Source organism: Bradyrhizobium sp. SMVTL-02 (genome assembly GCF_051853005.1).
In the GTDB taxonomy this organism is placed as follows: Bacteria; Pseudomonadota; Alphaproteobacteria; order Rhizobiales; family Xanthobacteraceae; genus Bradyrhizobium.
In genome coordinates this window covers 1346492-1373080 of sequence record NZ_CP182469.1, presented here as the reverse complement: position 1 = coordinate 1373080, position 26589 = coordinate 1346492, and the positions used below count along the sequence as shown (strand labels likewise).

The following is a 26589-nucleotide window of genomic DNA, read 5'->3' as shown; positions in this document are numbered from 1 at the left end:
GATCCTGCGAGTCCTGCGGACGAGCGGACTCCCGCGCTCCAGTCAAGGCTTCGACCCACTGAGCCGCGGCCTGAGTGAGACCGCATAGACAACCTTGCCGGTGGGTTTGTTCGGAAGGAGTACCAGCGCCCGACTCGGCCCGCCCTGTGTTCATCAATGCTCGTTCCCCTCTGGCCAGATCAGCGTGTCAGCTTCCGTAGACAATCTCTCCTATTATGAGGGGTTTAGCTGTCGACGAGCTGACGGGTCTCGCTAACGATGCGGCGATGGAAACCATATTGGTCTCTTTCGAAGCTGCGGCGTCAGTGCTGCGTCCGACTAAAGCCAAGCGACCGTCAAAGGGAGGTTCGAACCGCCAGTTCATTTGGCGGCGGCACGCCCGCAGCGGACCGATGTTCGGGGAGTTTGGTGCGCTTTCGTTGGCAAAGTGGCGTATAGCCTCCCTGCTCGTCAGGTCTCGGGCACGAAGTCTCAACGTCACACTTTGCTCGTGCTCAGCGCCGGGCCTGAGCTCGGGATTGATTGGTCGAACGGCTTTTTTCTGCATGCCATGGCAAACCTAGAGTGTGATACAAAATGGACCCATCATCGCGAACTGATCCATTCAAGGCCGGCCTACCTGATAGCTTAATGATCTCACGCCGTGACGCGATGCCATGTGGGGCATTGGCGATCGGCGTCGATGCGAACAAATTCGCAGAATTTGCTATGTTGGATCTTGCAGCCGCTTGTTGGCGTCGCAGCGCGGCGTCAACTGCGAGTAGCTTGCGATCGGCGTCGGCTAACTCGACGATCCCCGCGGAACGTCAGGTGAAGGTCACCTCAGTTTGACTTTATTCTGTCGAAGATCGGCCCGCTCCCGCTTGATGAAATTTTGCCGTCGAGTGCGACGCTCGGCCGGAGAGCCCATCCTCGAGCCAGTCAATCGGTCCGCGCCTCCCGCCGATATGGATATCTTAATTGCCAAGGGGCGATTTGCGCAGCAATAGTATCGGTCGCTGCGAGAGCGATGAATTGCATTTGCGCTGCTGCGACGTGCGCGCGCCACGGTCTCCCGCGAGGAGATCGACCGCCGCCATGCATCTAGATCCTGCTGGCCGAGCGTCTTTAACAAACGGCCCATTCGGCGCGCCGGCATGGCGAAGACCACCATGACGTAGCGACTGCTGAGTGGAAGCAGGATTGAAGTGCGTCGCAGTTGGACGGCTGCTTCACAGCTGAACGTCGTGGTCCCTGAGCACCTGGCGCATCAGCTCGCCTTTAATCTCGCAGGCGATCTCGTCGCGGATCTTTGCTCCGAACTGCAACTCGGCATCGCTGTTTCCGGTGAGGTCATGATCGGCGAGCCGTTGCTTAAGGCGACTCTGGAAATCCTCGTCCATCGCCCCGATTAGCCGGTCCTGCATCTGTGCATAGGCCTCGGGGGCGATCCGGCTCACCACCGTCTCCCAAGGTTGCCAGCGAGTTGCTAAATAGTCGGCGAATCCCGCCGCCTCCTCATTCCGCACCTGGGTCTCGGCCGCGGTGAGGTCGTGCTCAGTGACGTAGGAGACATCAAAGAACCGCATGTCCGGAGCGATGAGCTGCAGGTCCAGCCGCTCGCGTAGCTTGACCTGATAGGCGAGATAGACTTCGACGTCGTCGACGAATTGGAGCGAACCGATCTTTTGACGAGCGATCGGCTCGAGTGCGCCCAGGCGGAACAGGACCCGCGCCTGGTCGACGAGCTCGCCGAGACGATTGTCATAGGCCCCTTCCTCGACGTCAGCGTTCAGACGTGCTGTCTGCATGCCGTTCCAGGTCAGGGTGACGCGATCTTCGCAGGTCTCGCTCGCCCCAAACGCCAGCTGGAAATACTGCTGGCGCAACCCCGGCCTGATCGCTGCTTGATGCAGATCCTCGGCAACCGCTTTTCGGAACTCGGGATTGCCGTAATTCACGGTGTGACGCAGCCTGTCGAGAAAAAGCGCATATTCCGACGCGCCCGCTTCGCCGGCGAAGTTCTGCCATGCAGCGATCACCTCTGGCTCGCCCTCCATCCAGTCCGCTACCGCCTCGCTCAGGGGTCGCGCTGAATCGCCCGCCGTTCCCTCACTCATCGAGAAGAACACTCGCGGACCGCTATAGCCCAGGGCATTCAGGGCTGCCGCCAAATTCGTCCGCACCCGCTCGGACAGCGGATTATCCTCTACATACACGATGCACTCAGAACCCAGCTGGGTTAGCAGCGTCTCCGGCAGGCTAGTCAACCGGTTGCCTCGTACCTCGAGCACCTGGAGCTCGGCCGGGAGGTTCTCAGGCAAGTTCGTCAGCCGGTTGCCTCCGACGTGGAGTCTCTGAAGCTCAGGCGGGAGGGTGTCAGGTAGGCTGGTCAGGTCGTTGTCGCGGGCGAAGAGCAACGGGAGCTCGGCGGGAAGGGCGTTGGGCAGGCTGGTCAGCCGGTTGCCGTCGACTTCGAGCTCCTGTAGGTCGGGCGGCAGACTCTCGGGTAGGCTGGTCAGCCGGTTGCCGCCAACGGCAAGTGTCTGAAGTCCGGTCGGGAGTGTGTTGGGCAGGCTGGTCAGCAGGTTGCCGCGGACATCGAGGTCCTGGAGCCCGGCTGGCAGTGTGTGCGGCAGGCTGGTCAGCCGGCAGCTGCAGACAGCGAGCGTCCAGAGGTTCTCCGGAAGAGTTTCAGGCAGCCTGCTCAGCAGATTGCCGCCGATTTCCAGTGACTGGAGTCCGATCGGAAGCATGTCAGGCAGGCAGGTCAACCGGTTGCCGCTGGCGCCGAGCGTCCGGAGTCCGGCCGGGAGCGTGTCGGGCAGGTGCACCAACTTGTTGTCGCTCACGTCAAGCGACCGGAGTACGGCCGGAAAGGCGGCGGGCAATGTCGTCAGGCCCAGGCGTGGCAGCTCCAGGCGTGCATAGACGTCGCCGGCTTCTGCCCAGGCCCTTATTCGTCTTACGGCCTCGTGCCGGTCCTCGTTTTCCGTCTTCCCCGGCTCGCCAGCCCAGCTGTCCAGGATCTGCTCAAGCCGCGCTTCCCTGAGGACGGGGTCTTCAAGGTCCGTCAGATTGCTGGCAGAGGCAGATGTGGAGGCGCCTGTGCCGTGCAAGCTGTCGGTCCACTGCGCCGCGGCCGGCGCGAGGGGGAGCCGGCGGCCTCCTCTTGAAGCATTGCCATCGCCCGGCCAGGGCTGTCGGCCGAGGGTCGATGCCTCGAGGCTGTGCTCCCAAGGAATTTCGGGGGACGTTGGCCACTCCGACACCACATCATCGGCCTCAGCCCACGAATGCTCCTCCTGATCGACACTATGCGTCGGCCAATCGGCAGCTGCATCCATGCCCTGCCAGCAATCTGTCAGGCTGAAACTGCCCGGCAACTGGCCGCTGTGATCCGCGGCCGCAAAATACACATTCTGATTACCCCATTGCTCAGAGGACGGATCCGACGGCGACCACGAGGTGCTTTCTCCGACGCGATCCTCGCGCGGCATGCTCAACTGCTCTGCATCTCTGTTCGACACAACATGGGGCTGGCCGAGGCTATTTGAATTGGAGGGTTGGCGCTCGTGCGGATGCAACTCGTTCAGGTGCTGCTGAAACCCCGCTTGGTCCGCCTGCTGCGTCTGCAGCCTGTCGTCATGCGTCCGCTCTACGTCCGAGGCCTCGAATGGGTTGACGTTGTTGAACGGATCCATCCCATTCTCCTGGCAGATCTAGGCAGTTAACGCCGGCCCCTGGATAAACACGTTCTGAGAGGTTTAGCTTTCGAGAAGCTGACGAGGAATCAGAATGATCGGATCTGTCCTCTGAGATCTCCCCGGGATGGTTACCGCCTCTTAATTGCCCGTAGCTGCAGTTCGACTTGCCGAGGCCGGATCATACGGCGTTTCGAGAGGTCGATTTCTGAGCCTCTCTTCAGAACCTTCACGCTTGTGGGCGCAGGCAAAAGTCATGCAGGGAAATATCGCAATGTCGTTGCTTGCCTCGTGCACGGAACGTAACGCCGCATGTCTGCCTCTGCATGCCCATGCCTTCCGACGAGGCGTCAGAAGCGGACTTCTCCAGCGCGACTTTGTTGGAGATCGACTAATAGCTCCGAAGCAAGAGCCATGGCCCAAATGCATCTTTGCTTGCGAAAGGTAAGTATCCAGAGTCTCGCACATCGAGCCTGTCGTAGCCGGGAGGCGCCAAATGTCCACTCCGCGATATAGCGCAACGCCAAGACAACCACTGCGGATCACGCAGCGCTGCTCGACTGGCTGACGCATCACCGTGACATCGTCGAGACCGGCAATCACAACTCGGGATTCGAAAGCCGCGGCGACGATCACGCGAACCTCCGCTCGTCTGGTCTCCGCAGACTTGACCAGCTGCGACGAGTCGAGCGCTAGCCGGCCGCGCGAAGTGGTCAATTCGCCCGCCGATGAGGATCAAATTTGAACGCCAATTGACAAGCAGCTTATGCGAATCTGCCAAGTATCATGTTTTTTGGAGATTTGACGTGAGGCTATACCGCGCCTAAGCAACGGGCATGTTTCCGAGTGGAGGCGAGCATTGCGTTTGCCAGATGATAAATTGTGCCGTGGTCGCGAACACAACGGGCGAGGCGAGCGCCGCTTGAACCCGTATTTCCGGCGGCTGCTCGCGGATTACGTGGAGTATCATCGCGACCCCTGGAATTGCGCGATGCACGTCTTGGGTATCCTGTCCTTGTTCTTGGCTAGTAATCTTCCGCTCGGCCTGTGGTTCATAACGGTATTGGGAGTTCAAATCAGCATGGCGACCATGGCGCTCACGCCGGCGCTGATTTTTTGGCTGGCGCTCGATTTCGAACTTGGCGCCGTGATCGTAGGCGTCGCGATCGCATTGCTTGCAGTCGCGACGATGATCCTCAATCACCTGACGACTGCCGGGATGTGGTCGCTTACTGCCGTCCTGATTCTGATCGGCGTCTCATCGCTGTTCATTGGACATTTGGTGTTCGAGCGCCGCAGACCGGCAGCGGTCGATCATCCCAGGCATCTGTTGATCGGACCGATGTTTGTCACGGCCAAATTGGTTGTCGCGCTCGGCTTTCGGCCCGATCTCCGCATCATCATCGGTAAGCCTCATCAAGCATCTCCCCGGTGACGGCTTTGTCACGTTGCTCCGCGAGCCGTCGACCGTCCCGGCCGATCACTGGCCGACGCGACAAAGTCTACATTCGGTTTGCCCCCATGTGCCGGCTACGCTTGAAGCGGCGAAGTCTCTCGCACGTGAACGATCTCATTTTGTTGGAAAGGCGATAAGCTGGATAGCAGCGGCACCGAGTATAACGACAAGCACGTAGCGCGTTGTCTTCTCCGATAGCCAACGAAGACCGATGGTGGCTCCGATCATTGCTCCGACAAAAGCACCTAGCGCATATTGCCAGGTCTGCGGTGATGGCAATTGCCCGACATGAACTGCGCCGACGAGCCCAATTGCGGAATTCACCCAAATGAAGGGAGCGGATAGCGCCGCGGCCTGTTTGGGCGACGCCCACCGCAACGCGATTAGGACGGGGGCGAGAAAAACGCCACCTCCGATACCAGTAAGTCCTGAAACGAAGCCGACGCCAGCCCCTGTTGCAATCGCTCCTAAAGGCGGTGCAGCGCAATCTGAGACGTCTCTCTTGGCTCGGCCAAGCAACAAGATGGCAGCAGCTATCAGCAGGACGACACCGGTAATAGCATTATAAACCCGCGGGGATAGGACTGTGAAACCTCCAATTAAGGCGGTTGGCACTGAAGCGATTACAAGGGGTTTCAGCTTTTTCCAATCAACATAGCCGCCGCGATTAAAGAGCCACGTTGAATACGTCGCAGCAACGATGTTGAGCAACAATGCCGTCGGCCGCATCTGAGTTGATGGAAATGATGAGAATGCCATAAGGGCCAGAAACGCTGTACCTCCCGCTTGGCCGACTGTTGCGTAAAGAAGGGAAACGGTAGCAAAGAAGAATGTGAGCATTCTAATCGCCGATTCAAAGTGTCCGCAGTGGGCGGATGCGGGGTGCTCCCACATACCTGATGCATTCGCGGTTGCTTCGGAGAGCTTGTCGTCAAGGAAGGTGCAAGGCCCACTTGGCGCCGAAAAGCAATCGAAATGATCCGATTTGCTTTGCGCCTACCTCTACCGTGCCCGGGAACCGGGCTGAACGTTGCTTCAATCCGATAAAGCAAGGTCGCCTCGTCGCCACGCGCTACGATAAAATCGCTGCCGATTACTTTGCCTTCGATCAGCTTGCGTCTATCCGGTTCTGGCTGTCGGCACATCGATCCGGTCCACGCCCAGGTTTCGAGAAGCGTCAGAACACCATGCTGTCAGCGTGCCGGCATTGCACCCCATCAGAACTGATAGGTTCCGGCATCTCAGCCTTCTAAAGCTATCTTCCTCCTGGAGGTATTCATGCGAGTGCCAAATAGTTCGCGCAGATTGCGCGAAAGGCAACCAAAACGGAGACACGATGCAGTCTTCGCGGCGTCTGCCTATAGGCACAACAGCCACATGCCCATCCATCTTAGCACTCCACCCGCCCGGCGGGCGCATCATGTGCCCTGCACGGTCTTGTTCTAAAAAGATCTACCGATGTCCTTCTCACCAAACCCGCTTCGCGCCGCATGGCTAGGAGCGGCTCCCTACATTATGTCCCGCAAGACCCCGCTTGCAGCGGTCCTCGAAGCAGCCGGGTTCGGCGTGTTGTCCGGCTTCGAGCAAATCGTCTTCATCACGGAAAAAGGGTAGCAACATAGATGCCGCTATCCTTGAGCATAAGTCTTCTCGTCTCATTCTTAGCCCGTGGGCTCGAAGAAAGAGGCCCCGCCCGATGGGATCGGGCGGGGCGTTGTGGAGCGAGCGCTTACTCGCCGGTCTTGCGTGGGCGGAACCAGAGGAGCGTGTAGCCTTCGCCGGCTTCATCATCGAACAGGTTGGCGTAGATCGGCGCGTTAAACGAGGGGTCATCGAGCTTGAGCGAGAGGTAGTCGCGGCCTTCCTCGGAGCGCTTCGACCAGGCTGCCCCGATTTCCGCCCGGCCCACATAGACGCGGTGGCTGGGAGCGTTCTCGTTTGAGCGGTTGGCCTCGGGGACGATGCGGACGCCCCTGGCCTGCAGACTCAGCGTGACGATCTCGCCCTGGAAGTCATTGCCGACCTTTTTGAAAGTACCGATGCTAGCCATGTTACTTCTCCTTGAGTTGTTTCGAGCCCCGCGACCACCGCGGCCTCGATGGCGATCTGACGGCCGAAGACGATCGTCGACGCACCCGCTTCTTCGCGGGCCGGAGCGTTAAGCGGAGGACGCCGGCGGGGAGACTTTCTTGCCTCGCGAGGAATGGGCGTAGCCCAGGGGAAGAAAGTCTCAACCGGCGGCGTTGCGGCTCAGACGATCGAGGCGCAGCCGGTCTTCGGCCAGATCAAGCCAACGAGGCGAGGTACGTCCGAGCGCTGAACACAGACCTAAGCGGAAGAAGACGTGGCAGAGGCGGCTTTGCAGCACAAGAAGTCGGGCGGTTTCGAGGTAGAGAAAGAAAGAGGGTGCGGGAAACGGCGACATTGTCGCTGAGTAAAATCCGAGACCTCTCCCACTGACCACTGACAGCGCCGAATGGATCGGCATAGCGTGATCTACCGCAACGAAGACCGCCGTCTTTTCTGGAGCTTTATCAATGACAACCTGGGCACACCCCGGGAAAGTGAAGCAAGCCCAGATATAACGGGGACAAGGGCTATTCCTCACGTCCTTGGTCCGCCAGACCCGCTTGAGGCAAAATTGGTCTTCCCGGCTGGCTCACACTTGGCCCGTTAGGGACAGCGATCTGCATCCAAGCCTTCCCGGCGATGAAGGTTGCGCCGACGCACGCGAAGGCCTCACACCAAAACGGCGACGTGACGCTCATCTGCGATAACGCGAGCGTCACATGGTAACCAGCGATTCCTGCCGGAATGGCAAAAACGGCACCAATCAAGCCGCGCACGATGATCAGCCGTGTCATAGAATGGGCAAATTGAATAATGGCAAGCGTCAAGGCGGCACTGACGATGGCGATGGTCAGTGCACTAGTAATGCCACTGCCTCGATCCAACGCCATTACAGCGGTGTTGACCGCAACAAAAAATGGGAGGGCGTATACTGCGAGAGCAACAGTCAGCCAGAACAGCAGACCGAGCCCCAAGAGATTGAGGGCAAGTCCAAGAGCGAGCACGGTGGTGGTCCCGTTTGAAAGAGTAGCGACTGCGCCTTCCACCACCACCACGGCGCACTTTATGGAATAGACCCAAAAAATGATGAAATCGAGCCGCAAATCCCTCTTGTATGGAAAATGCGATTTCCCGGCGCGAATGAGGCGCCCGGCCGCACCCTTCTATTTTGATTTGACTCGACCAAGAGGGTGCTTGCGACGCCAAACCCAGGCGGGGATCGCTTCCCCGCCGGGTTTGCTGTTTTGAAAGCTCGTTTTCAGGCTTCGCATGCTCTGCTACGCGCAAAGTGCGCCGACTGGAACGCGGCAGAGAGCGGAATCACGTCCGAATAGATGTCCGAGCATCCTGGAAATGTGCTTGGACATCACGTCTGTGGGCACCCGCAGCGCTCATTTGATGAGCTCAAACATGACAAGTTGCTGAATGCCGACACGGATAGCAACACCCTGCCCGCCGGCTAGGGTTTGAGCCGAACACCGCTTTGATCTGGTCGGACGCCCATTTGCGATCTGCGGCGCTTCAGCAGGGGGATTCCAACCGCGCGAAGTGCACCGTTGCCACCCGAAATACCGGCGTCAAGCCATAATGAATTGGCATAAAAGCAGAGATCGGATACGGGCTTGGCGTGTCACTGAACTAAGCTTGGCTTCCTGATTACCTCCCTCACTAAGGTCTGACAACCACGAGAATGAGGAGCTTCATTCGCCAACTCAGTGTGGTTGCACCTCGCCTCGGCCGATGAAATCCAGCACCGACTGAGCCTGACTGATCTCACGTGAGATACGCTCCAACATCCGTATCGTAGATGCGTGCGTCCGAATGAGACCCGCTCTCTCGCACGCAACGTCCAAGTGATGCATCACCTGTTCGTGGGTGGGAGCGACTCGATTCAGCAGCGCGCTGATTGTCAATGATGCGAGCATGTGCCCGACGATACTTTCTTCGATCTGAATCAATTCTGATTATCTCTCCCGATCGCCGGGCCAACTCTGACACGGGTTATCGACGAAAGTGTGTGCACCCGAGCAATTTGCTCAGCTGGACGCTCACGTTCGCGGATCAGTAGTGCGCATGATGCGGCAAATCAACCGTGTCCCGACGTTCGCGAGCCGCAGAGGTGCCGGCACCCGAACGAATCAACCGGCGATCGTACAATCATCTGCTGGCCCTTGGACGAGGCAGATCAAATTGGTCAGAGTGCCGAGAACGATCAGAATTCGTCACACGAACATGAGCCTTCACCATTTCTGAGCGCGCCACACTCTTGTGCGTGTCGGGCCAACTTATCGTATTCTTCGGCTACCTTCAGGAGCCTATCTCTGGGTCTGCCGGGCGGGAGCGCATCGGCTTTGGTCCGCGTTGCGTGCGCACGACCTCGCCAGAGCTTTGGATCGTAGATTGGTCTGTATGTCGTCATGTGGCGATGATGCAATTCGTAGATCACGACAATGCGACGGCCGACCTCCGTATCGTTACGTAGCTACGCATTAGCAAGCCTCCCGCGGCGAAGACCGCACCGATGCAGCGGCCACTTCACAATGCAAGACGAGGCAGATTTCTTCTGAAGGCCCTGCAAACATCCGATAGTCCGGATTTTCATCGGCTTTAGTGCCGCTCATCCTTTGGCTGCAGCCGGAGCAGATAGAACGATATCGCAATGGTGATGCCACTTCACAAAGCTTACATACGAGGTTGTGACGTTAGGTTTACGCTCGCAACCGCTTGCGTGCGGTTGCAGCACATGTTGTTTGTCGCGAACGCGACCTCGACTGACGTCTGGAATCCGCCAAAGGGTTTCCGAACACGACATCGGGCCAGTTGCGACTTACGTCTGCGGGTCTTGTGTTGGAGAAGAGCATATGCAGTTCAGTGGCAAACGTCTGTCGATCCTGTTGTCCTTGCTTTTGGCTGCAAGCGTAAGCACGATCGCGAAGGCCGACGAGCCCTCGCCGAAATACGCGGAGGTGCTAAGTGCCCTCCAAGCCGGCAAGGAAGTGAGGGTCGTACTAGACCTCAGTCGCTGTACCACCGTTGATGGCCAGCCCGGGCCGGCTGTGCAGGGCGGGCTGATTATCAGCGCCTTCAGGGTGAGCGCGCAGAACGGCATCAGCTTCGCCAATGCGCATCAAACATTGGACAGCTCGGGACACCCTATGACCGAATACATCCGCCATAGCCTCAGCCGCGAAGGCAGGCTCAAGGTGAGGGCCTCCAAGTTGGTCGCCGGCGCGGCCGAAGCGGTGAATCAAGGTGAATTCGTTTGCGAGGTGCCAGATGGCGCAAAGTTCGTCTGGTAATCGGAAGAAGCACTGCGAGCGGACTGGCTGCGGTGCAGTATCGGCGCAGGATTGAGTGAGCAAGTGCGTGCAATGAACGCGCGATCGGCACCAGAGAGAACACTGATGACAGCAGATGAAAATCTGTGCAGAGCAGCCTGCCGGGTCAGCATCATCTAGCGCTCATTGACGAGATCGAGAGGCGACGAGCGCCGTCATCGGACGTCTGCTGTGTAGAGTGGCTAGTAGCTACACCTCCGGCTGTGTTCAATTGGCGCTTCGCGTTGGCGCTAAAGGCTGAGGGATGGGGGCAAGTAAGGAAGTGACGTTCGGAATGAAAAAATTGTTGCTTATAGCTGCGATCGCTCTCGTGCTCGCGGCGGTGGTGCCCTCTTTGGTCCACGTCGCAAAGCAGGCTGTGCAAGATCTCGACACCGATACGCACGCAACCGAACCAACAAGTCCTTGCGTCGGGGGCCCGGATGGATGTGTAGATCCTGCCCCGGATCCCGTTGGTCCGTATATCTGCACCCGTTACCCAGAGGCATGCCGACATTAGGGACCCCAGTCCACAAATTGCTGCCGCCAGAGCAGCGCATGCCCCTCTGCGAGTGCGGCCGTTAGTAGAACGCGCACGCCGTTATCCTAGAGTGTTCTCCTGGACGACGACATCGCCCGAGATTCTATAGCGGCTCACGATCTGGGTGAGGGTCATGCGAAAGCCACCTCACCCGCTTCAACCCATAATCGAGAGTGTGTTCGGCACCGTGCAGCGGGCGTTCGGACAAAGGGATCGCTGTCACCGCAAACCGCCAAGCCGATGGTGTTCAAGCTCATCGACACAGCGTCGAAAACCAGGCTTCAATTAAAGGGCACAAGTCGGTCGTCGAAGATCGTTGCAGCTGTCAGATTCGCCGACGGCGTCGAGGTCATTCCGATCCGACGAAGACGCACCGCCTAATCAGCCGCACCATCCAGATTTACGCACATTTCGGTGGCCGCGGCCGCTGATGTAGACATATTTTATCTCGTCTCCGCTCAAGCGCAGTTGCTGCGAGCAGCAGCTACCAGCGTTCCAGCCGCGTCACGCGACAATGACTTGCATTAGACGCAGGAAGCTGATGCATCCTTATTCCGCTACGATTTTAGCTACCCCTGCCAGAGGCCCCGGTTCTACTCGGATATCACCCGAAAAAGGACGCTCTTGCAGACCAATGAGTCCCAGCGCCATCACGACGGCGATTGAGAACACGCTTAGCGCCGTAATTTGCGCACCGGCTTTCTTCAGGTGCACCAAACCGATTGATATCTGTGTCACCACGCCAAGGATGAGGACGAGAATCCATTTGGTATCGATCGTTCGGTCGGAGGCTAACGCGAGTCGTTCGGAGCGCGCGATGCCCGCTCCGACTGCGGCATTTAGCAGGGCCGTCTGCACCGCCCCGCCCGCTGCTTGAGCGATCTGCGGATTGCTCACTTCTCGCATCAAAGCGGCATAGGCCGACTCAACCGAATGGGCCTCCTTGTCGTGCGCCATCGCCGGCCACTCGTCGTCCAGGAGGGCGGCGACGTATTTCGCAAGCACCGAGCGGAGGCTGCCCATGTCCGAGACGGAGGCGTTACTAACGGCATAGATGTTGCGCAGTTCCGCCGCCTCTGACTGCACCGCGCGGGCCGGCTGACGGTTGCGATCGGTTATATCATTGGCCAGGAATCCGGTCAGGAACGCAAACAACACACCAACCGTGCCGAAAAAAGGAGCGACCACGCCTTCTACCCGGCGCACCGGCACAACGGTTGCGGGGCTGAAGCTCGCGATCACAATGACAGCGCCAGTCGTTGCGTAAAGGGCGATTAGGACCGCGAACAGCTCAAATGTTGGGAAGTCCAACCAAGTTTTGATCATTGAGTTAGCCGATAATCCGATTGGAACCTATGAGCATTCTGGTCGCCCAATATACGCTGATAGTGAAAGCACAACGCTTGTGCCGCGACAGAATGGTCCACGGGTCGGGCCCGTTCATGTAAGGATCTCAGCCAACAGCCGCTATGCTGAGTTCAAACATGCGCTCATCCTCAGGGCCAGAGGAAGTGATCGGCTCAGCAGCAACTACTGCACGAGATCAGGTGAAGCGCAAGGCAGTTCGCCATCGTTTGGGAGCCGCGCGTGCAGCGCCTTCTCACCCCGACATTCTGGCTGGCTGACGATGAAGCGTTCGCAAAACCTGACCCGAGGGCCGCATGAAGTGGTGATATGGCGAACTCACGCGGCTTGGCATTCGTCCGCACATCCTGCAACATGAATGCGCCTCGAACACCTTCGTGAACGCCAATTTTCATAGGGGTTATCTAACATACACAATGGCCGGCTTTATGTGCTTTGGAGCGACCGGCCAAGATGGCCTCGGTTTCCTTTGTTCTTAGGGCCACCAGAATCGATGCGTCAGTTATCCATTTCCCATTCGGAACCATAAAGCCTGCGCATCTCGGCATGGGCGCGGCGGATCAATGACCGCTTAATCAGACGTTCTACGATTGCGCCCGCCCCAAGGGCAAGCACGCAAGCCAGAAAGACGTTCGCCCAGCCCCAATAGACATTCGAGGTTATCACGGCGAAAACGGCCACAATCGGCAACGCGCCCTTGCGCATCAATCGCATCTTAGAAATCGCCCAGCCAGGCCCGCAGCGAAAGCTCCCCATCCGACTGATCCAATAGCACAACCGCTCGCGGCCTTTCTTCGCCGGACTACTGCCACAGCTTTAGGAACTCGACGCAAAAGGTGCGGCAGGCGAGGAAAACGTGCGCTAGGCTTTCAGCAAGTTGGACGAGGAGGAAACATTAGGCGCACCGCCAAGGTGTTTTTGAACCCGCTTGGTCCAGCTAAAAGGCCCTGTCAGGACGAACAAGTCCTGGCGAAAGTGAACAGTCAGCGTGGCGGCCCACCGAAGCAGGCTACGGTCGCCTGAGGTTCGGAACTGCATTGGCGGAATTCGCCCGATAGCTTGCACTTGTAAATTTGACAGAAGCGGATCGCCAGATGCGGGATGCACTGGGCCATAACGAATCACCGCCCCAACGCACCAAGGAAATCCTGCGACATTGGTTTTTTTTACCCGGCTGCGCCGCTTTCAGGGTCGATGAGGACGGCGCTCACGCGCCGTCCTTGTCAAACTTCCAGACCGGGATGCCGAACTTCTTGGCCTTATCGACGAGGTTGTCCTGGATGCCTGTGCCCGGGAAGTGCATGACTCCGATTGGCATGGCCTCCAGCATTGTGTCGTTGCGCTTGAATGGTGCAGCCTTCGCATGCTTCGTCCAGTCCGGCCTGAAAGCGATTTGCGGAACCTTGCGAGTGCTGGCCCATTTTGCCGCGATCAATTCGGCGCCTTTCGGCGAGCCGCCGTGCAGCAGAACCATATAAGGGTGCTTTGCGTGGACCTTGTCGAGCCGATCCCAGACGAGCTTGACGTCGTTGAAATCGAGCCCACCGGTAAGCGCAATCTTGGGCCCAGGAGGGAGCATCACCTCGGTTTCGGCCCTGCGTCTGGCAGCAAGAAAGTCGCGGCTGTCGATCATCGCGGCGGTAAGGGTACGATGGTTGACGACTGAGCCATAACGCGATCGCCAGGGCGAGCCGGTGTGAACTTCGAACTTTTCGGCAGCCTGGTCGCGAAAGAGCTCCATGGCGTTGCGGCGTTCGATGAGCGTGATGCCTTCAGCGGTGAGTCGTTCGAGCTCGACGGATCGCACTTCCGAACCGTTCTGGTCGCATTGGCTCCTCTGCTGCGCCTACTCATTGGCGTCCAGCTCGCGTTCAATGCGGTCCGCCGCGCGATGGAAGAGATTGACGGTCGACCAGAGCAAATCCTGAAGGTCGGGCTCCATGCGCGTGTCATTCAAGGTCGAGACAAGCGCATCGAAGATGTCGGCTATGGCGCCGGTGATCGAATTGCTGTCTGGCAGCGGCCGTGGATCGGGTTCGTCCTGCAAAGGACGAAAGCCAAAGAGCTGAAGTTCGGCAAGAGCGTGATCGGTGGGGGATGAAGCGTCGGTCGGCTCGAATTGCAGATCGTCATTGTCGGTCGTCATGGTTGAGGTCCTTCGCCGGGTCGGCCGCGCCCATCGCGGCCTTCGCGGCGATCATCTGACGGCGGGCGGCGCGGACCAGAACCCAAAGCGAAGCGCAGGGCCGAAGCGAAGCGGAGGATGGCAGAGGCGCGGCTATTTTGTTTCGCGATGCAAAGGCGCGGAACGCGCCTGCGGAAAATAGCCGCGATCTCTGCCATTGCAGGGCCGTGCCGCTTGCCGTCCGATCGCCTCTAGAAGGCCAGGGAGCGGCTCTAGCCGCGAGATCCGCCCCCACACGACCCGTCATGAGCTGCACCACGGGCCGGCTAGCGCGACCGGGACGCATTGAGCGCAGAAATGCTTATGTCGCGAGTTGGACGCGAAGATAAGCCGAATTCATCCAGGTCGACGCATGCAGACCTTCGCTGGAGCTCGAGCCAGCTATCTAGCGAAGCGACGACAAACGCCGGCCTCCATCAGCGTGTCGTCATCCTGCTGCTGCTGCTTCCGCTTCCTCATCCGTGCAGAACCACGCTGGCCAGTTCGACACGTTGATCTGAGGATCGATCACGTGACAGATGCGGTACCCTTTTGGCTGACGCTTCCTTCGATCACACATTTGGGCGACGGCGCCTCGGGTGACGATCGAGTAGTAATGTTTGAGCGTTGATCGGCACTGAGGTCGCACTAAGAATGACCGTCTTCTTATTACGGTGTTGCCAATCCCATGGCGCGATGAAAGCTCCTGACCAAAGGCCGGCACAGGCTTCTCTCGCTACGGCTTCGTCAACATCGTAGGCATGAGAATATCGGTTGAACGACAGCGCCCAACCTGATCGTACCATCCACGCGCTTACGTCCTCGCCCTCGACGAAGCAGTTGCCAAGCGATCTTCCATAGGGGTCGACCACAGTGGTTTCGCAGCGCCAACGCTGCGCATTTGAATGCCTAATCAGATTATTACGCGCGGCAATACCGCAAGCCCACGTGTGACCTTTGGCATCGAGGCAAATTTGGTCTATCTCCGGCGCGTAGATGCCAGAAAGACGGATTCTTGCTCGACCGATTTCGATAGTGTCGCCACTGACGATGCGAGGAATTCCGCTGAGTTCCCCCGCAAAAACTTGAGAGCTCAAAAGTACGAACAATAGGGCCACAAGGCGCGATTCTTCATTCCATGGTCCCTTTCTTTGGTTCGCCACTTCAGGTTCGAGCTATAGTCGAACCCGAAATTGATAGTGACGACATGGTGATATCTTTCTTCCAGCCCCGCTCAGCACGCAAACGCAGGCCGCACTCCGGCTCGGTATAAGCGTGTCCGGTTCCTATACGGCGGCTGGTCCCGTTGCGGGCAGCGAAAGCTTCCGCCTATCGATCGCTTGGGTGTGGATAAGCATTCATCCTATTCTCGCGCTTCCGGCCCAATCGCCGCGTTGCCGCCAGAGATCCAATTCTCATGAGAAGAGACGTCGTTTGCCTTGTCTTGACGAAGGCGGCTTTTGGCAGTTCGTCTATTGTGGTTGCCCTTCGCGGCGGTTGACAAGTTCGAGCACCGACTGCGCCTTGCGGATTTCGTGTGAGACAAGCTTCAATATTCGCATCGTCGATTCTTCCGTCCCAACGAATCCCGTCCTTTTGCACGCCAGCCGAAAATGATGCGCGACTTGCTGGCGGGTGGGTGTTGTCAGAGTCTGCAGCGAGCTGGTCGACAACGAGGCCAGCATGTGCTCGGCTACCTCTCTTTCCGCCTCAATCAAGCTTTGTGTCCTTCATATGATCGCGTTCGCCTGTAAGAGCTGTGCCGTCGGATTGTCGGCGAAGTTGCGGCTCCCCGTCGAGAGAGCGCTCGGATGGCTAGAGCATCGCATCATGCGCTGGTGATGACACTTGGCGCGAAATGCCTTGATCTCCCGCACGAGACGCATGGCTTGAGTTCATGGGTAACCTCAACGGTGCTCCGATCTCCTGAACGAAAATTAACCAGCTACGTCTGAGCCTGTGCCCGATTCTTCGAGCTCAGAGGGGCTAGGCGTGGCAAGCAAGCTATTGTGCTCATCGTGATGCAGAGCGGCGCGATGGCCGATCCGCTGATGCACCGATCTCAAAGTGGCGTAGCTTTCGTCGCGGGCTTTTCGATGCTACAGCCTGCCGCAGCGGCAGATACAAGTTGTTTCAGCGCTTTAGCGGTGTGTTCATTGCTGGGCAGGGATGTAATTCGCATTGTTGAGGCGACTACTTTTAGGCGCTGGCCCAGATCGCATCATGCACCAAGCAAGCCTCTCTCAGGTCCGCGAATGAAGTCGTTGATGCGCGGTTTCCTAGGGTTGAGCGCATCTTTCGGAACGATCAATGTCTTCCATCGCGTTCGGCTGGAGGCTGTGCCGGCGTCAACCAGACGAGCAGATCGCCCAGTTTGTTTTGCAGATCTCTCCGCATTCAGTCTTCCTATCCCCCTGGTTCAAGATGACCTCACCCTTGTGACCTGTGCTCGTCTGATGGGTTGACGTCTCGCAGCCCGATGTCAGGCTTGCTTGGGCAGCACCCGATTTGGCCCACGGGGACAATCATTTTTCGGTCGTCCGCACGGATATTTTGGCGGCAAAGAACTGCGGCTGCAGACTTCTGTGCAGTACGCACATTCTAAGGAAGCGACGCTCCTTAGCACGAGACATTTCCTCGACCATCTGAACTGATGGATGTTGACTACGCCCAAGAGCAGCGCCTCTTAGAAATATATTGGCGGGAGCGGAGCGCGCATTGGTGGGGAGCTGGCATGGCAACGCCGTCGGAGGAACGGGCAGAACGGGCAGCAGGTTTCTTCCGGAGCAAAGCTTTGGCCCTCGCTGATCCTGCATCGTTTCTTCAAGACGTGTTGGCACCGCGTCAGCCGTTAGCAGGGCTGACAGGCGTCAGCGCGAACACTTCGTTACAACCGGGCCAATGAAGCGGATGGCATCCTGCGGAGTAAATTGGGGCTGCAAGGCTGATCGTAGTTCACCGAGGCCGAACGTTTGCAGGTCTTCGTTAAAGTCTGAAAGCCGAGGTGATAACGCAATCGTCTCGATGCCGGCCTGCATGGCGCGCTCGGTCAGGGCCGCGACAGCAAGATCGCCGGCCGCATCGGCATCACGTGCGATGTAGATGCGGCGTAGCGTCAGCGGAAGGAGCAAGGCGGCAAGATGGTTTGCCGAAAGCGCCGCAGCCATCGGCACCGCCGGAGCTGCGCAACGAAGCGAGAGGATCGTTTCGATACCCTCTCCTGCCGTAAGCACATCATCGGCCACACCGAATCGGACCGCATTGCCGAGAAGGTCGCCCATGGCACGCCGCGGCGTGTCAATCGGCGCCTTTCCGAGACGCACGCGATCGAAGCCGTCAGGGTCGAGCCACGTGCGATGCACGCCAGTAGTGCGCCCCTTGAGATCCGTGACACGGGCGATCAATGCCGGCCAGATCTCCGTCCCGGAATCATCATCGGAACGGTAATAGCAGCGCGGGTGGAAGCGCAGCTCGCCATCCTCGACCAAAGCTGCAATGCCCCGCTTGCGCAAATAGGATTCGGCGAGGGTTCCGGTGACCGGCTGCGACATCGCGAAGAGGCGCGCGGCCGCCTGGGGCGAACCAGCCAGCGGCTTATTGTGCGTAACCTTGAGCGATGGGGCAGGATCCGAACGAGGCAAGTTGAGAAATCGTCGTGCCTCGTCTGCGACGTCGCGGAAATCGAGAAGCCCGCAACTTTCGCGGATGATGTCGAGGAGGTCGCCATGTTGGCCCGTTGCGGCGTCCGTCCATTTGCCGGCCGGCCCCTTGCGCGAGGTTATCAGTCGCACGAACATCGAGCGCCCTGGTGTGTTGCGGGCGTCACCGACCATCCAGTAGCTGCCTTGGCGCCGGCCGTTGGAGAGATAGTAGCGGCACACCGCCTCGGCTTCGCGCGAGAGATGGTGTGCCAGATCGTGCGGGTGGCGTCCCATCATTCGGCCTCCCGTTCGGTGCCCCACTCGAACGGATCGTGCTCGAGCACCTTAGTGATGATCCCAGCTCCGATTCTATCTGCGGGGATGAACACGTGCAGCTTCCAAGAGATGATCTCGTGCAAGAGGCTGTAAGCCTTGAGACGCTCCGGCATCGTGTCGTTGAACCCGGAGAGTTCAATTCGGTGGACATCCATCGCTTCTACGCGACGACAGTGGTGGCCTTCTGCGAGCTTGAAAGCGGGCCGCCGGTCCGCGAGCGCCGCAAACGCGGCGTCAGCCCTCATTGCCGACACCTCGGACTCGTCGAAAGCAGTCACTCCGTCGAAATCAGAGCCCAACGATTCCACAATGTGCCTGACGCCCGAAAGCCTCTTTCGTCGTCGATAGGCGCGCAGCGTGGCGTAGGCTGCAAAAAGGACGCCTTCAGTGAGCCTGATCAGGATCCGGCGGAACCGTGGGACATGCGTGATGAGCAGCCGCTCCATACCAAGCCCGGACGAGTCACGCTGCGCATCCTCTATCGATTTGCCCGACTTGTTAATCCAAACGCCGCCTCGCTGTCCGAACGCCCAGTTGTCGATCAATATGCGGCCGACGCGGCGCTGCGTCGACAACTGCTCAAGGGCCTGCCTATCTTCGCAGCGGTGCGTATGGGTCTTGATACGTCCCCAGTTTTTCCAAAGCATTGGCAACATGGAAATCGGCGATCCTGAGTTGCCAGAGTTAACCGATCCATATTTGCGAAGGGACGGGACGGCTGCCGCCTCGCAGGCCTCCTTGGCCGTTTTCGAAACCCAAGAGCCGGTCGCGGCGATGAGACCGAATCCGAGCCCCATGGCACCCCCCAAGACCAGGTCGAAGCAGAAACCGTGAAGGCTTGGAAGTAGAAGGCGGGCCGCGCGAAGAACAGAAGAAGCTGCCGGGGGGAGAACGCTGCGGAGGCCGCGGCCGTCGACTCTGATGGCTTGAACATATGGAAAACCTTAGGAGAGCGGTTGCGGATGGAGCCGCCGGTGCTCTCTCGTAATCCGACGGGCTCAACCAGCCCGTCGTCCCTCTTCCTCTCCATCACAGGGAGTCGCGCAAACGCCCGCGCCGGACCAAAGGTGCGCACTGACGAATGGGCAAGAGCCTCGGAAGAAATCAGAGGGACGGAAGAACCCGTCCCTCGCTGCGATCATTCGATGAACCACGACCGGCAAAGTCGTCTTCGCTGCCGCCCCTAAATTCTCGTCATTAACGCGAAATTCGGCCAGAAGGCCGGCTTCTAGCCGTGCTCCGGTCCCGGATTGCGTGTCGACAATCGGAGCGGCCCAGATAGGCTGCCACTGTCATCCAGAAGACGCTCGGCTATCTATCTTTTCTCAAGATCCTCAATGAGCAACGTCGAAGTTCTCCGTCACCCTAGTGTGTAGTGCGATGTGGCGCCGTGACGTAGCAATCCCTGCGTTGTCATGTCCGTTAGCTCCCTCCTCGTGCGGACCGCTGATCAGTCGTCCGTGAAGAATCTCCCAAGCCATTGAGCGGGAGTCGATTTTTGGAGCGGAGCGAGGTTTGAGCTTGCAAGCTTTTTGGGTCTGAAGGCCTGAAAGCTTGCAATTTCATTTTCAGGATTTTGTCGAATCGCGCGTCGTGATTCCATCGTCACATCGGAGGGGACGATGCGACCCAAGGAACGACGGGACAGCGGACAGGCCGATCTTCTGCGCTCGCGGCTGGACGCGATCATCGACATGGCTCACCCGCTGGTGAAGCTGGCGCGGACGATCGACTGGTCGTTCCTCGAGCAACGGTTCGGCGCGGTCTACGAGGACACGCCGGGCCGGCCGCCGCTGCCGACGCGGCTGATGGCAGGACTTGCCATCCTCAAGCACACCTACGACCTCTCCGACGAAGTGCTGTGCGAGCGCTGGGTGGAGAACCCCTATTACCAGTTCTTCTGCGGCGAGGAGTTCTTCCAGCACCGCCTGGTGTTCGACCGCTCCTCGCTGACGCGCTGGCGCCAGCGCATGGGCGAGGAGAAGCTGCAAGCGCTGCTGCAGGAGAGCCTTGCGGTCGCCACCAGGACCGAGGCGATCAAGCCGTCCGATCTCAACCGCGTCATCGTCGACACCACGGTGCAGCCCAAGAACGTGATGTTCCCGACCGACGCGCGGTTGTTGAACCGGGCGCGCGAGATCCTGGTCCGGCTGGCAAAGCGGCAGGGCCTCGCGTTGCGGCAATCCTATGCCCGGGTGGGCAAGTTCGCCCTGATCAAGCATCAGCGCTATGCCCACGCCAAGCAGTTCAAGCGCGCCAACCGGGCCTTGAAGACGCTCAGAACCTATCTCGGACGCGTCTGTCAACGGGCAGCGAACTTTCCGTGAGAATGGGCTTCCAAATTTCCCTAGGTGACGGCGATTGTGGTTCGGGGATCAGCCGCTATCGGGATCGTCATTGGTCCTTCCAGGCGGGCGGCCGCGGCGCTTGGGCTGCGGCTGGTTTGTGAGCGGGCGCGAGCGGACGTTTTCCGGTACGAGGGCGGCGTGCTGGCGGAGCCGATAGCTCGATCCCTCGATTTGGATAACAACGGCGTGGTGAAGCAGGCGATCAAGCAATGCTGTGGCGACGACGGCATCACCAAAGACCTCGCCCCATTCAGCAAAGCCGCGGTTCGAAGTGAGGATCATCGCGCCCTTTTCATAGCGGGCGTTGACCAACTGGAAGAACAGATTGCCGCCGCCGGGCACGACCGGGAGGTAACCGATCTCGTCGACGACAAGGAGGGAGGCGCGGGCGAGGAACCGCAGGCGCTCGCGCAAAGTGCCTTCGCGTTCGGCTTTTGCGAGGGTGGTGACGATGTCGGCGAGCGTGGCGAACGCGACGCTCTTTCCCGCCTTCACGGCCTCGACCGCGAGTGCCGTCGCGAGATGGCTCTTGCCGGTGCCGGGCGGCCCAAGCAGATGGACCACCTCGGCGCGGTCGATGAACTTCAATTCGGCAAGCGCCAGGATGCGATTGCGATCGAGCGAGGGCTGGAATGCGAAGTCGAAGCCGGCGAGCGTTTTGACGGTGGTCAGGCGAGACATTCTCAGCGCGGTGCTGACACGGCGATTGTCGCGCAGCGTCAGCTCCTCGATAAGCAACTGATCGAGCGCCTCAATCCAGGTGACCTCGCCCTGTTCGATTCGCCGCAGCGTGGTGTCCAGTATTTCCAGCGCACGTGGCATCTTGAGTGCGACCAGGCTTTTCTTGACGCTGTCGATCGCTGCCGGCTGCGTGTGGATGGTCATGGCCGGCCTCCCGATTGGGCGAGCCGTTTGCCGACAGCTTGGTAAAACTCCAGCGACCGTCGTGGGATGTGATCGCCGGCCCGACCGACGAGGGCTTCGGACACGCCAGGTCGCGACCTGGACCGGTTGACCGCCTGGCGATGCTCGGGTGCGACGCGAGTTCGCCGGCGGCCTTCCAGAACGGGATGGACGGCGACGATTTCGCCTTGATCGAGAATGCGGATTACATCAGGCAATTGCTGCACCTCGACAATGCGCCGCGTACGGTCTGGTACGCTGTAATAGTTGCCGCCGATCGACACGAGCCCGTCGTGGCTGACTCGGCGCTCGAGTTTGAGCAGCGCGTCGAACGGCCCCGCTGGCAACGCCTGCAGCTCGGGTCTCTCGGCGGCAAACGCCTCAGCGACGACTTTCTGCGTGGTGCCGTGTACGCGCACGTTCGCGACGGTCGCGAGCCAGTCATCGAGCTGGGTGTTGAGATCGTCGAGATTGCGGAAGCTGCGCGCGAGGAAGAAGTCCTGCCGGATGTAGCTGAACGGACGCTCGACCTTACCCTTGGTCTTGGCGCGGTACGGCCGGCAGGCCCTCGGATGGAAGCCGTAATGTTGTGCGAGCGCTAGGAGCGACCGGTTATAGACGATGTGTCCATTGCCGTCCTCGCCCGTCACGGCCGTCTTCATGCGGTCGTAAAGGATCTCGATCGGGACACCGCCGATGACCGCAAAAGCCTGCATGTGACAGCGCAGCAGCGTCTGCAGGTCCTGATGCATGACGAAGCGGGCGAAGATGAAGCGCGAATGGCCAAGTACCATCGAGAACAGCCAAATGATCCGTGTCGCACCGGGCTCGTCAGTGAAGATGGTCACGAAACGAGCAAAGTCCACTTGCGCCTGCTTCCCGGCAGGCGTCTCAAATCGCACCTCAAAGGGCTTAGGTGCGTTGTCGGGACGGATCGCAGCCGCGAAGCGTTTCACGGCCGTGTAGGCGCCGGTGTAGCCGCGCTCGCGAAGCTCGCGCGTTAGCCGGATGGCACTCAAGTCCGGGAATGCGGCGATGCGCTCTCGCAGATAGTCGAGATAGGGTGCGAGCTTGCTCGGCCGGCCAGTCTGCCGAGGGCCATAGGCGGGTGGCTCGAGACCACGCGCAATGTATTTGCGGATCGTTTTCGGGTCGCGCCCCGTGCGCCGGGCAATCGCGCTGATCGACAAGCCCTCACGGTGAAGGTCCAAAATCACGATGAGATCTCCAAGCTGGATCATCCGTTCCGCCCCCCGAATCACTTCGGGGACAGGATCGGATGCGGAAAGCCTGAAGGGGCCGCAGCGCTTCGGTATGTGGGGCCTACGCGCCGCGGCCCCTTCAGGCTGGGATGCCAGCTAGGGAATTTTCGATGCCCATATTTGGGGAGTATTCACCGCCCAGTGACACCATCATCCGCGACATTGCCCGCAAGATCGAAGGCCGCACCGACCTGCTCGGTGGGATTGTCCTCGGACGCATGCTGGCGCTGGCCCGGCGGGTGCTTGATCAGAGGCAGCACCAGCGTGGACCGAAGGTCTATTCGCTGCACGCGCCGGAGGTGGAGTGCATCGGCAAGGGCAAGGCGCACCGGCCCTACGAGTTAATGGCATGGACCACGCCCGCTCTCAGCGGCAACGTGCAGCCCGGCGGGGGGCAGCAGCAGGAGCGCAAGCCATGTCGAATACGAACCTTGTCACAATCGGCATCGATCTCGGGAAGAACACATTCCACGTCGTCGGTCTCGATGCCACAGGCGCAATTACGCTACGCAAGAAGCGGTCGAGAAATCAGCTTGACCAGTCGCTGGGCAATATTCCGCGTTGTCTGATCGGAATGGAGGCGTGTGCAGGCGCACATCATCTGGGGCGCAGGCTCGAGAAATTAGGCCATCAAGTACGGCTCTTGCCGGCGCAGTACGTCAAACCATACCTCAAGGGTCACAAGAATGACTTTCGGGATGCTGAAGCGATCGCCGAGGCCGCTCAGCGGCCGACAATGCGGTTCGTTCCAGTGAAGTCAGCCGAACAACTTGATTTACAGGCACTACACAGAGTTCGCAGTCGATTGGTGACGCAGAGAACGGCGGTCATCAATCAAATCCGGGGCTTTTTGCTTGAGCGAGGGCTACCAGTGCGGCAGGGAGCGGCAGCACTCCGACTGGCACTTCCTCAGATTCTCTCAGCGCCAAACGACAACTTATCGCCTCGCGTGATCCAGCTCATTCAGGACTTGGCCGAGGACTGGCGCTATCTCGACCGACGGGTCGCGTCAATGACGAAAGAAATCGACGAACTCGCTGATCAAGATCCACACTGTCGCCGCCTAATGAGTGCGCCCGGCGTCGGGCCGATCATCTCAAGCGCGATGGTCGCCGCCATCGGAACCGGTGATGCCTTCCATAAAGGCCGAGACTTTGCAGCATGGCTTGGTCTGGTACCAAAGCAAATCTCGACCGGCGATCGAACCATTCTCGGGCGCATATCGAGGCGCGGTAATCGGTACCTGCGAACGCTGTTTATTCAAGGTGCCAGAGCCGTACTTCTGCAGCGTCAGAGTTGGCCTCGGCATGGCTTCGCAGCCTGGTTAGAGGCAGCGTCGAAGCGGCTCCACTCCAATGTCTTGGTTGTTGCCCTGGCCGCAAAACTTGCGCGCATGGCCTGGAGCATGCTCGCAAAGGGCCGTGACTACGACGCCAACCTCCTGGGCCGCACCGCATAAGAAACAGGGCCGGAAAGGAAAATCCAAGGTCGGGATCAGAAGGCACAATAACCCGCCGAGGTTTGCGAGACGGAAAGGACGAATGGAGAAACGGTTCCACCGACACTTCTGAAGCCTGGTTCGACTCCATGGCCCTTCTTGAGGCCGGCGAGTTATTGAGGACAGAAGTGAGCGGATATCCATGATGGCTCGGGGCAACAGCCCCAAATTGAAGCCGGATAGATTGGCGCAAACCGCTTCATCCCTTTGTCGATTCCTCTTGCAACGCGGGCGTGGTCCATAGATCGGGGTCAAGGTCTCGGTTGCCACCACGCTGGCGCACGCCTGCGGCGGCCAGTTCGTCACCCATGTGAAGGCGCTGCCCGGCAACCCCTATGACGGCCACACGCTCAAAACCGTGATCCCGGACATGGAGACGCTGATCGGCAACACCATCGAGCGCATCCTCGCCGACAAGGGCTATCGTGGCCACAATGCGCCACCCGATTACAAGTTCAGGGTGTTCACCTCAGGCCAGAAGCGGCGGGTGACGCCGAAGATCGAGCGCGAGCTGCGAAGACGCTCCGCCGTCGAACCGGTCATCGGCCATCTCAAATCCGAACATCGGATGGGCCGCAACTATCTCTGGCACCATCAGGGCGACGCCATCAATGCCGTCCTCGCCGCCGCCGGCTACAACTTCCGGCGTCTCCTCCGCTGGCTGGAGCTTTTGTGGCGCCAAATCCTCGTCCAGCTCATCCTCCGACTTCAGCTCGTCCCGAGCTGAAGTCCGGGTTCTTCACGGACGACTGATCAAGCCCACATCGCGGGGCCAAAGACCACCGGGCAGAATGCCTCAGCAGTGCGCCTGGCCAACGGTCTGCGGCAGATCGTACTGGTGACTCAGTCGCTCGGCGTTATGAGGTTTGCGCTCTGCAGAAGCAGACTTCGGATTCAGCAATCTGAAGGCAACATAAGTTTCGGATGTTGCTTTCGGCTCAAGACGCGTGCGCGATCAATGTGGTGGTCGATTACACCGATGACTTGCTGATTGATCTCAGCAACCTGCGCCCGGTCGCTTTCTAATGGACGATGGCCAAAGCAAATTCGTCCGCGTCCAATCCCACGTCCCGGCTGTTCTGGACATATCGGTGAATGGTGATCATCGGAAAATCCGGGCGAGGCTTGCGAAGCGCGCAATGCGAAGCCCCTGAAGGGCTTCAGCGGGCTTTTCGAGATCTGCGTCTCCCCTTCCGGAATGCAACCACTTGTCCCACGACACCACGATGCCAACGGCCTCTAGGGGCTCCGCAATTCGCTTTGCCAATCGCGCATCCTCGGACGTGTAACCCAGAAACACTCGCGGCGTGACCGAAGCCTCTGTTCGACGCGTTCTCAAAGGATTCGCGGATTGCTTTGGACAATCGCTTGCGGGATCGTGCGCGAGTCCTTCACCAGCCATCATCTTGTTTATCCCAAAAGCACCCGCGAGGCACCTACCAGGATTGGTAGACACCCGAGGCCGACGCGGACAACTGGCGCGCTGTGACCGTAAGCCCATAGACGTCTGGAGCTTACAGGCTTACAGCCACCCGCCGATGCGTTGGTCCAGCTCGCTGGCTGCGTGGGCGCCACGATGATAGGCAAGCTGTCCAGGTAGCCTTGGGGGAGTTTTTCAGGAGCCATGGATGGCTCCCACTACGTTGTTGTAAGGAAAACTAAGTCCGATGAAGTACCAGCAAGCATTTTTGAAGCAGAAGTGCCTTTCGTACCTTTGTGGCGCCGCAATCATACTTTTATCGCCGCGGCCGGCGCTCGCTGCCGATGCAGTGGAAGCTGTCATGCAAGTCGTAGGCTGCGCGACCGTGAAAGACGATAAGGAACGCTTATCGTACTTCGACAAACCGCTGCAACGCTAAAAACGGCGGGCGTTTCCAGTGAGCCGGAAACAGCGAGCACCAAGGAAACACTTACGAACTTCGGCCCGAACAATTCCAAGATAATTGATGCGGATGACCTTCATGTCACCCCGGGAAAGTTCATCGGGAAGCCTATCGAGATTCGG

The 26589-nt window shown here is 59.2% G+C and carries 16 protein-coding genes and 4 pseudogenes; 6 read left to right on the top strand and 14 right to left on the bottom strand.

Annotated elements, in window-relative coordinates; all coding sequences use genetic code 11:
- Positions 1–1211: 1211 nt before the first annotated feature.
- Positions 1212–3683, bottom strand: a complete 2472-nt coding sequence (locus ACNJYB_RS06550; protein WP_439373227.1) for an NEL-type E3 ubiquitin ligase domain-containing protein — start codon at positions 3681–3683, stop codon at positions 1212–1214.
- A 922-nt stretch (positions 3684–4605) separates the two neighbouring features.
- Between ACNJYB_RS06550 and ACNJYB_RS06545 the strand changes: the two genes are divergently transcribed.
- A complete protein-coding gene (locus tag ACNJYB_RS06545; RefSeq protein ID WP_439373226.1) occupies positions 4606–5118 on the top strand; it encodes a DUF962 domain-containing protein in 513 nt (170 codons plus the stop codon).
- Between the two features lie 135 nt (positions 5119–5253).
- On the opposite strand, the gene ACNJYB_RS06540 is transcribed toward ACNJYB_RS06545, so the two are convergent.
- Entirely contained in the window at positions 5254–5979 is a 726-nt protein-coding gene (locus ACNJYB_RS06540) for a sulfite exporter TauE/SafE family protein (protein ID WP_439373225.1), read from the bottom strand.
- 81 nt (positions 5980–6060) lie between these two features.
- On the opposite strand from ACNJYB_RS06540, the pseudogene ACNJYB_RS06535 reads away from it, so the two are divergent.
- Positions 6061–6296 (top strand): annotated as a pseudogene (locus ACNJYB_RS06535) (IS5/IS1182 family transposase); the annotation flags it as partial.
- 572 nt (positions 6297–6868) lie between these two features.
- Here the strand turns inward: ACNJYB_RS06535 and ACNJYB_RS06530 are convergent.
- Positions 6869–7189: a DUF736 domain-containing protein gene (locus ACNJYB_RS06530; RefSeq protein WP_439373224.1), complete on the bottom strand. Its 321-nt coding sequence runs from the start codon at positions 7187–7189 to the stop codon at positions 6869–6871.
- Between the two features lie 547 nt (positions 7190–7736).
- Positions 7737–8312, bottom strand: coding sequence for a hypothetical protein (locus tag ACNJYB_RS06525; RefSeq protein ID WP_439373223.1), 576 nt, complete (start codon positions 8310–8312; stop codon positions 7737–7739).
- Positions 8313–10070: 1758 nt separating this feature from the next.
- Here ACNJYB_RS06525 and ACNJYB_RS06520 point away from each other — a divergent pair.
- On the top strand, positions 10071–10508 hold the full coding sequence (locus tag ACNJYB_RS06520) for a VirK family protein (RefSeq protein ID WP_439373222.1): 438 nt from the start codon (positions 10071–10073) through the stop codon (positions 10506–10508).
- Positions 10509–11616: 1108 nt separating this feature from the next.
- Here ACNJYB_RS06520 and ACNJYB_RS06515 read toward each other — a convergent pair.
- From ACNJYB_RS06515 to ACNJYB_RS06485, 7 genes and pseudogenes are all read right to left on the bottom strand, one after another.
- The gene (locus ACNJYB_RS06515) at positions 11617–12393 is read right to left on the bottom strand and encodes a DUF4239 domain-containing protein (RefSeq protein ID WP_439373221.1); all 777 of its coding nucleotides are present in this window, start codon (positions 12391–12393) and stop codon (positions 11617–11619) included.
- Between the two features lie 537 nt (positions 12394–12930).
- Positions 12931–13137 (bottom strand): hypothetical protein, encoded by a 207-nt coding sequence (locus ACNJYB_RS06510; protein ID WP_439373220.1) that lies wholly within the window; start codon positions 13135–13137, stop codon positions 12931–12933.
- A gap of 502 nt (positions 13138–13639) precedes the next feature.
- Positions 13640–14578, bottom strand: a pseudogene (locus ACNJYB_RS06505) (DUF2493 domain-containing protein).
- Between the two features lie 590 nt (positions 14579–15168).
- Complete coding sequence (locus tag ACNJYB_RS06500) at positions 15169–15759, bottom strand: thermonuclease family protein (RefSeq protein ID WP_439373219.1); 591 nt, start codon at positions 15757–15759, stop codon at positions 15169–15171.
- 309 nt (positions 15760–16068) lie between these two features.
- Positions 16069–16314: a hypothetical protein gene (locus ACNJYB_RS06495; protein ID WP_439373218.1), complete on the bottom strand. Its 246-nt coding sequence runs from the start codon at positions 16312–16314 to the stop codon at positions 16069–16071.
- A gap of 1152 nt (positions 16315–17466) precedes the next feature.
- Positions 17467–18531: a DUF7146 domain-containing protein gene (locus tag ACNJYB_RS06490; protein WP_439375476.1), complete on the bottom strand. Its 1065-nt coding sequence runs from the start codon at positions 18529–18531 to the stop codon at positions 17467–17469.
- Positions 18531–19370, bottom strand: coding sequence for a strawberry notch-like NTP hydrolase domain-containing protein (locus ACNJYB_RS06485; protein ID WP_439373217.1), 840 nt, complete (start codon positions 19368–19370; stop codon positions 18531–18533). The genes ACNJYB_RS06490 and ACNJYB_RS06485 overlap by 1 nt, the downstream gene beginning before the upstream one ends.
- 825 nt (positions 19371–20195) lie before the next feature.
- Here ACNJYB_RS06485 and ACNJYB_RS06480 point away from each other — a divergent pair.
- Positions 20196–20873, top strand: a pseudogene (locus tag ACNJYB_RS06480) (IS5 family transposase); the annotation flags it as partial.
- A 75-nt stretch (positions 20874–20948) separates the two neighbouring features.
- On the opposite strand, the gene istB reads toward ACNJYB_RS06480, so the two are convergent.
- The 3 genes from istB to ACNJYB_RS06465 form a co-directional block, all read right to left on the bottom strand.
- On the bottom strand, positions 20949–21806 hold the full coding sequence (istB, locus tag ACNJYB_RS06475; RefSeq protein ID WP_439373216.1) for an IS21-like element helper ATPase IstB: 858 nt from the start codon (positions 21804–21806) through the stop codon (positions 20949–20951).
- The gene (gene istA, locus ACNJYB_RS06470) at positions 21803–23065 is read right to left on the bottom strand and encodes an IS21 family transposase (RefSeq protein WP_439373215.1); all 1263 of its coding nucleotides are present in this window, start codon (positions 23063–23065) and stop codon (positions 21803–21805) included. The genes istB and istA overlap by 4 nt, the downstream gene beginning before the upstream one ends.
- A gap of 152 nt (positions 23066–23217) precedes the next feature.
- Entirely contained in the window at positions 23218–23346 is a 129-nt protein-coding gene (locus tag ACNJYB_RS06465) for a hypothetical protein (protein ID WP_439373214.1), read from the bottom strand.
- A 155-nt stretch (positions 23347–23501) separates the two neighbouring features.
- On the opposite strand from ACNJYB_RS06465, the gene ACNJYB_RS06460 reads away from it, so the two are divergent.
- Entirely contained in the window at positions 23502–24545 is a 1044-nt protein-coding gene (locus ACNJYB_RS06460; protein WP_128944741.1) for an IS110 family transposase, read from the top strand.
- 286 nt (positions 24546–24831) lie between these two features.
- Positions 24832–25311: pseudogene (locus tag ACNJYB_RS06455) on the top strand (IS5/IS1182 family transposase); the annotation flags it as partial.
- Between the last annotated feature and the right edge of the window lie 1278 nt (positions 25312–26589).